Below are 6,228 nucleotides of genomic sequence, written 5' to 3' on the forward strand. Positions count from 1 at the left end.
CCCGCCGTGCCCGCAGCCGTGCAGGCGCAGCGCGCCGCCTGGGAAGCGGAGGCGCGGGCGCAGGATTTCGCCCCGCTGGCGCCAGCCCGCCCACCCGATGGCGCGCTGGCCGCCGCTGTCGCCGTACCCTTGCAGTCCGACGCGGAAGCGGGCGCGATCGCCGCCCACCGGCAATTGGCGCGCACGGCCAGGAATGCGCAGGCGGTCAATAGAAAGACGGCGGTCAAGACGGCGGGCACGACTGGGCCGAAGACGGCGGGCCGGCGCCGGCGGCAGGGCGGCAAGCCGGCGCCCGCCGGTACCGGCAATGGCGGAAAATCTGGCGGCGCTTGACTTGGGCGATGCGCTGGGCAAGGCGCGGCGCCTGCGCCAGGCGGTCGCGCCCGTGGGGCTGCGTATAATCATTCCTTCTCAATCAAGGAGTGACCATGCACGATGCGATGCCCGCACACCCGGTACTCGGTGTGATCGGCCGTTCCGGTAGCGGCAAGACGACCCTGCTGGAATTTGTGGTGAAGGAATTGGCGGCGCGCGGCCTGCGCGTCAACCTGGTCAAGCACAGCCACCATGACCTGGCGCTGGAGCCGCCGCAAAAGGACAGCGCCCGCCTGCGCCTGGCCGGGGCGGCGGAAGTGCTGGTGGCGTCGCCATACCGCTTTGCCATCGTGCATGAGCTGCGCGGCGCGCCGGAACCGACCTTGGCGCAGCAATTGGCCCGCATGGGCCCGGCCGACCTGACCCTGGTCGAAGGTTTCAAGACGGATCCCATCCCGAAGCTGGAAGTGTTCCGTCCGGAAGTGGGGCAGGCCCCCCTGTATCCGCATGACCCGCATGTGATCGCCGTCGCGTCAGACAGTCCTGCGCCGGCCGACTTGCGCGAGGGCGTGCAATGGCTGGACTTGAATGCGCGCGAGCAGGTGCTGGCCTGGTTGCTGCACAGACTGGAAAAATAAGCTAAAGGTTTGCCGGCGGCATCCGTTAACAAGAGTAGAACCTCATTGGAGAAACGTATGGACGTCGGAAGCATTGCTCAACTGTCAACCACGATGGCGGAGACAGGCACGCGGCAAGCCGTCGGCTTGACTGTCCTGAAAAAAGCCCAGGATATCCAAAGCTCGACCGCCACGGCCTTGCTGGCAGCGTTGCCACCGGTACAGTCGGCGCCTAGCCTGCCTGCCCACCTCGGCAACCGCATCAACACGACCGCCTGAGCGCAGTCCCGCGGCGCCAGTCCGGCGCTTGCCATCGTCACGCCCACACCACCGTCATCGACGGTGGCGAGTGGGTGTTTTTGTTTATCTATCCGCCTTTCTTTTCACGCCTATCGAGCTGACTCATTGATCATGACTCGCCATGGCGCGGCCGATTCAGTAAAATGATGCCGATTCCCTCGCGTTGTCCATGGCGCAGCCCGGGGCCTGTCTTTACTTTGACCCATGCAAGAGGATTCCCCATGAATAAACGTCAAGCTCTCATCGCCGCCGCCCTCGCGGGCCTCTGCGCCGGCACCACCGTCAACGCGGCTGCGCACGATGGTCCCGCGCCTGGCGACAAGGAAAAGTGTTACGGCGTGGCCAAGGCAGGGCAGAACGATTGCGCCTCGTCCGATGGCGCGCATTCCTGCGCGGGCCAGGCGGAGGCGGATAACCTGCCCACGGAATGGACCTATGTTGCCAAGGGCACGTGCGAACAGGCGGGCGGCTCCGTCAAACCCATCAAGGCTGGCAAGGCGGCAAAACCGGCCACGCAGCCGTAAGCGTCCGCCGCCCGCCCATGCCGCAGCCCATCCAGGCGCTGGCCGGCGTCGGCTTGCGCGCCGCGCACTACCGCGACTTCCTGGCGCGCCGGCCCAAGGTGGGGTGGCTGGAAGTGCACACGGAAAATTATCTGCAGCCGTCGGGCTGGGATAGCCACGTGCTGCAAGCCCTGCGCCAGGATTACCCGCTCAGCCTGCATGGCGTGGGCCTGGGCCTGGGTTCCGCGCGCGGCTTTTCCGAAGCGCATCTGCAGCGCGTGCGCGCCGTGGTGGAGCGCGTCGAGCCGATCCTCGTGTCGGAACACCTGAGCTGGGGCGCCGTGGCGCAGCAGCAACTCAATGATCTGTTGCCGCTGGCCTTGAATGGCGCCGCCCTCGATTTGCTCTGCGCCAGAGTGGGGCGGGTGCAGGATGTGCTGAAAAGGCCGATCTTGCTGGAGAATGTCTCCACTTACCTGCGTTTTGCCGACGATGCCATGAGCGAAGCGCAATTTCTGACGGAGTTGGCGCGGCGCAGCGGCTGCGGGCTGCTGCTCGATATCAATAACCTGTATGTGAACCAGTGTAACCACGGCGAAGACGCCATGACGGCCATGCAGTCGATCGCGCCCGGCAGCGTGGGCGAGCTGCACCTGGGCGGCCACCTGCTGACGCCGCACGCCGTGATCGACCACCATGGCGCCGCCGTGGCCGAGCCCGTCTGGGACTTGTATGCGGCCGCCTTGCTGCGCTTTGGCGCCATTCCCACCCTGGTCGAATGGGATACGGATCTGCCGCCGCTCGATATTCTGCTGGACGAGGCGGGCAAGGCGCAGGCCATGCTGGCGCGCCATGCGCCGCCAACGCCATGGCAGGAAACGGCGCTGCCATCCCCGTCGCCGCCCATGTCGCTTGACGCGCTTGCGGCCGGCCAGCAAACGTTTGCCACGGCTTTGCTCGATACCGTGGCAACCCTGCCATCGTTCGCGGGAGCGGCGGTGCCGCAGCGTTTTTCACTGTACCGCGGCAATCTGAGCGCCGCCTGGCGCCGCACCCTGGGCCACGCTTATCCCGTCGTGCTGGCGCTGGTGGGCGAGGATTTCTTTGGTGGCCTGGCGCGCGCGTATGGCCGGCAATATCCGTCAGATAGCGCCGATTTGAACCAGTTTGGCGACCGTTTCGCCGATTTTCTGGCCACTTTCCCGCATATCTCCGACTTGCCCTATCTGCCGGACATGGCGCGCCTGGAATGGGCCGTGCACCTGGCCCACTACGCGGCCGATGCGCAGGGCCTGGCGCCCGAGGCGCTGGCCGCCTTGCATCCCGATCAGCTGGAAGCGCGGCGTTTCAGCTTGCACCCCGCCTGCGTCTTGCTGGCATCGGACTGGCAAGTGGCGGCCCTATGGCAGGCGCATCAGGAGGGGGAAGGGCAGGGGATGTTTCCGCAGGATCTGCCGGCGGCCAGCTGCGCGCTCGTATGCCGGCCGCGCTGGAAGGCGCAGGTGCTGGTCGTGGATGCGGCGGCGCATGCGGCCTTGCTGGCCTTGCAGCGGGGCCAGACGTTCGGCGCCGCGCTCGATGCGGCGTTCGGGCTGGACCCGGCATTCGACCTGGCGGCACACTTGCGCCAGTGGCTGGCGCATGCGGTGTTGATGGCGTGATTACTTACTCGAAGGCCCGCAGCAGGCGCGCTTCGCCCGTCTGATCGCGGTACAGGGCATTCGCGGCCAGGGTGGCGTCCATCATGCGCGTGACTTGTTCTTCTTCAAAGCGGGCCAGTTCGGCCGTGGCCGCGACGAGGGCCAGTTCCAGCCTGGCGCGCGCGCTCTGGTACAGGCTGCTGGTGTATTTGTCTGTGTTACGCAGCAATTCTTCCGCGTTTTCTATTACCTGGCGCAAGTCGCCGATCAGGCGTTCCTGGCTGCGCGTACCTTGTTCGGGATGGTCCATGGCGCTTCCCTTCCGCAATCGATATTTATCTGACAATAACGACATATTGCAGCTCGATCCAGGCAACCGGGCGGCCTGGGCGCATGGGGCGGCTTGCGCGCCCCATGCCGGCATCAGGCGGGAGCGACGACCGTGATACGGATATCGCCCACGCTGACGACCTGGCCGGCGCGGATCTTGGCGGTCTTGCGCAATTCCTTCTTGCCATCGACCTTCACCACGCCGCTATCGACCATGACCTTGCCTGCGCCACCGCTGTCGCACAGGCCGACCAGCTTCAACAGCTGGTTCAGCTCGACGAACTCGGATGTTAAATCAAAGCTTACTTTTTGCATTGTATCCCTTATTGCAACGATGTGTTTTCAACACTTAATGACGGTGTCAACTAAGGTCATAGTTTACATGAAGCCAGGAAGAATGCAGGCTGAGCCTTAACTTTTGTTGGGCCGCGTCATGTCCAGTGGCACGATCCACGCATGGAATTGCTCTTCCGTCACAAAGCCCAGGGCCAGCGCCGCTTCCTTCAAGGTCGTGCCTTCATGCTGGGCCTGCTTAGCGATTTGCGCCGCCTTGTCGTAGCCGATGTGCGGCGCCAGCGCCGTGACCAGCATCAGGGAGCGCTCCATCAGTTCGGCGATGCGGTCACGGTTCGGCGCGATGCCGTGCGCGCAATGCTCGTCGAAGCTGCGCATGCCGTCGCCCAGCAGGCGCGCGCTTTGCAGGAAGTTATGCGCAATCAAGGGTTTGAAGACGTTCAACTCGAAATTACCCGAGGCGCCGCCCACGGTGATGGCGACATCGTTGCCAAACACCTGGCAGCACAGCATGGTCAGCGCCTCGCACTGGGTGGGGTTGACCTTGCCCGGCATGATGGAGCTGCCCGGCTCGTTTTCGGGGATGGTGATTTCACCGAGGCCGGAGCGGGGGCCGGACGCCATCCAGCGCACGTCGTTGGCGATTTTCATCAGGGCCGTGGCCAGGGTTTTCAGCGCGCCATGGGCGGCGACCAGCGCATCGTGGGCGGCCAGGGCGGCAAACTTGTTGCTGGCCGTCTCGAACGGCTGGCCCGTCAGGCGCGCCAGTTCCGCCGCGATGCGGCCGGCAAATTCCACGTGGGCATTCAATCCGGTTCCCACGGCCGTGCCGCCGGCGGCCAGCTGCAGCAGCGGCGGCAGCGATGCCGTGATGATGTGTTCGGCAAAGTCCAGCTGCGCCACATAGCCGGAAAACTCCTGGCCCAGGGTCAGCGGGGTGGCGTCCTGCAAATGGGTGCGGCCGATCTTGACGATGTTGGCAAATTCCGTGGCCTTGGCGTCCAGGGTGGCGCGCAACTGGCGCAGCGGCGGCAAGACCGTGTTGGCGACGGCCAGGGCGGCGGCCACGTGGATGGCGGTGGGAAAGATGTCGTTCGAGGACTGGCCCAGGTTGACGTCGTCATTCGGGTGCAGCAGGCGTGCGGCGCCGCGCAAGCCGCCGATCAGCTCGGAACCCCGGTTGGCCAGCACTTCATTCATGTTCATATTGCTTTGCGTGCCAGAGCCCGTCTGCCAGACGGCCAGCGGGAATTCCGCGTCATGCTTGCCGGCCAGTATTTCGTCGGCGGCTTGCGTGATGGCGATGGCTTTCTTGCCATCCAGTAATCCCAAGTCCAGGTTGACGTGGGCGGCCGCGCGCTTGACGGTGGCCAGGGCGACGATCAGTTCGGGCGGCATCTTTTCCGTGGAGATATGGAAGTGCTCAAGCGAGCGCTGCGTTTGCGCTCCCCACAGCCGGTCGGCGGGTACGTCGATCGGGCCGAAACTGTCGCGTTCGATTCTGCTACTCATGACATCCCTTTCATCGATGGAGGTGGATCGAGTGTACTCCAGACGTCAAAAAGACACAGGATGATGCTGTATTGCATCATTTTTGCTGTAGCGCATCTATATTTTTGCGATTTCCTGCCGTTAAAGACAGGCGAGTTCCCCTTCCTATCTTGTTATCAAAGCGATCAGTCCATGCACAGCAGCATCTTTCCCCGTTGGTCCCTGATCGCGTGCGCCGCCGCCAGCCTGGCCTTGCCGCTAGTGGCGGGCGCGGCCGAACTGGGCGAGATGGCGGTGCTGTCGCATGTGGGCCAGCCCTTGCTGGCCGAGATCGAACTGACGGCCCTGGCGCCCGAGGAAGCCAACGGCGTGGCCGTGCGGCTGGCCTCGCCCGACGTGTACCGGGGTGGCGGCATCGGCATGGATCCGGCCCTGCAAACCTTGACGATCAGCCCGCTGGAACGCGGTGGTAGGCACTATGTGCGCGTGAGCACCCGGCAAGCGATCCAGGCGGGCCACCTGCATCTGTATTTGTTATTGGGCAATGGCAGTGGCGCCATCGTGCGCCTGGGAACCTTGTGGCTGACGCCGGCGCCGCCCGCCGCCGTCAGTGCGCCAGCCAGGCCCGCCGTTGCGGCGCCCGTGCCTGTTCCCGCGCCTGTACTCGCGCCGTTGCCACGCGCTGCAGTTGGCGTTGCGTCGCTCGATGCCGCCGCGCTGGCGGCCCGCGCCCGCGCC

9 protein-coding genes are annotated in these 6,228 nt (G+C 65.0%); 6 read left to right on the forward strand and 3 right to left on the reverse strand.

The genetic code is table 11. The features are described from left to right. From GCN78_RS29495 to bufB, 5 genes are all read left to right on the forward strand, one after another. A partial coding sequence (locus GCN78_RS29495; protein WP_226939874.1) for a hypothetical protein occupies positions 1-333 on the forward strand: 333 nt, incomplete at its 5' end. Between the two features lie 95 nt (positions 334-428). Continuing rightward, on the forward strand, positions 429-953 hold the full coding sequence (mobB, locus tag GCN78_RS28720) for a molybdopterin-guanine dinucleotide biosynthesis protein B (protein ID WP_152254736.1): 525 nt from the start codon (positions 429-431) through the stop codon (positions 951-953). A gap of 57 nt (positions 954-1,010) precedes the next feature. Further along, positions 1,011-1,211 (forward strand): YjfB family protein, encoded by a 201-nt coding sequence (locus GCN78_RS28725; protein WP_034781856.1) that lies wholly within the window; start codon positions 1,011-1,013, stop codon positions 1,209-1,211. A gap of 242 nt (positions 1,212-1,453) precedes the next feature. Continuing rightward, on the forward strand, positions 1,454-1,756 hold the full coding sequence (locus GCN78_RS28730) for a BufA1 family periplasmic bufferin-type metallophore (protein WP_152254737.1): 303 nt from the start codon (positions 1,454-1,456) through the stop codon (positions 1,754-1,756). A 17-nt stretch (positions 1,757-1,773) separates the two neighbouring features. Further along, positions 1,774-3,396, forward strand: coding sequence for an MNIO family bufferin maturase (gene bufB / locus GCN78_RS28735; RefSeq protein WP_152254738.1), 1,623 nt, complete (start codon positions 1,774-1,776; stop codon positions 3,394-3,396). 4 nt (positions 3,397-3,400) lie between these two features. Here the strand turns inward: bufB and GCN78_RS28740 are convergent, their stop codons facing one another. The 3 genes from GCN78_RS28740 to fumC form a co-directional block, all read right to left on the reverse strand. Next, positions 3,401-3,685: a hypothetical protein gene (locus GCN78_RS28740; protein ID WP_034759786.1), complete on the reverse strand. Its 285-nt coding sequence runs from the start codon at positions 3,683-3,685 to the stop codon at positions 3,401-3,403. A gap of 113 nt (positions 3,686-3,798) precedes the next feature. Continuing rightward, a complete protein-coding gene (locus GCN78_RS28745) occupies positions 3,799-4,020 on the reverse strand; it encodes an RNA-binding S4 domain-containing protein (protein ID WP_071079051.1) in 222 nt (73 codons plus the stop codon). Positions 4,021-4,116: 96 nt separating this feature from the next. Next, a complete protein-coding gene (gene fumC / locus GCN78_RS28750; protein ID WP_152254739.1) occupies positions 4,117-5,511 on the reverse strand; it encodes a class II fumarate hydratase in 1,395 nt (464 codons plus the stop codon). A 171-nt stretch (positions 5,512-5,682) separates the two neighbouring features. Here fumC and GCN78_RS28755 point away from each other — a divergent pair. Then, on the forward strand, positions 5,683-6,228 hold a 546-nt coding region (locus GCN78_RS28755), incomplete at its 3' end, for a type IV pilus assembly protein FimV (protein ID WP_413465254.1).

Source organism: Janthinobacterium rivuli (assembly GCF_009208735.1).
GTDB lineage: Bacteria > Pseudomonadota > Gammaproteobacteria > Burkholderiales > Burkholderiaceae_D > Janthinobacterium.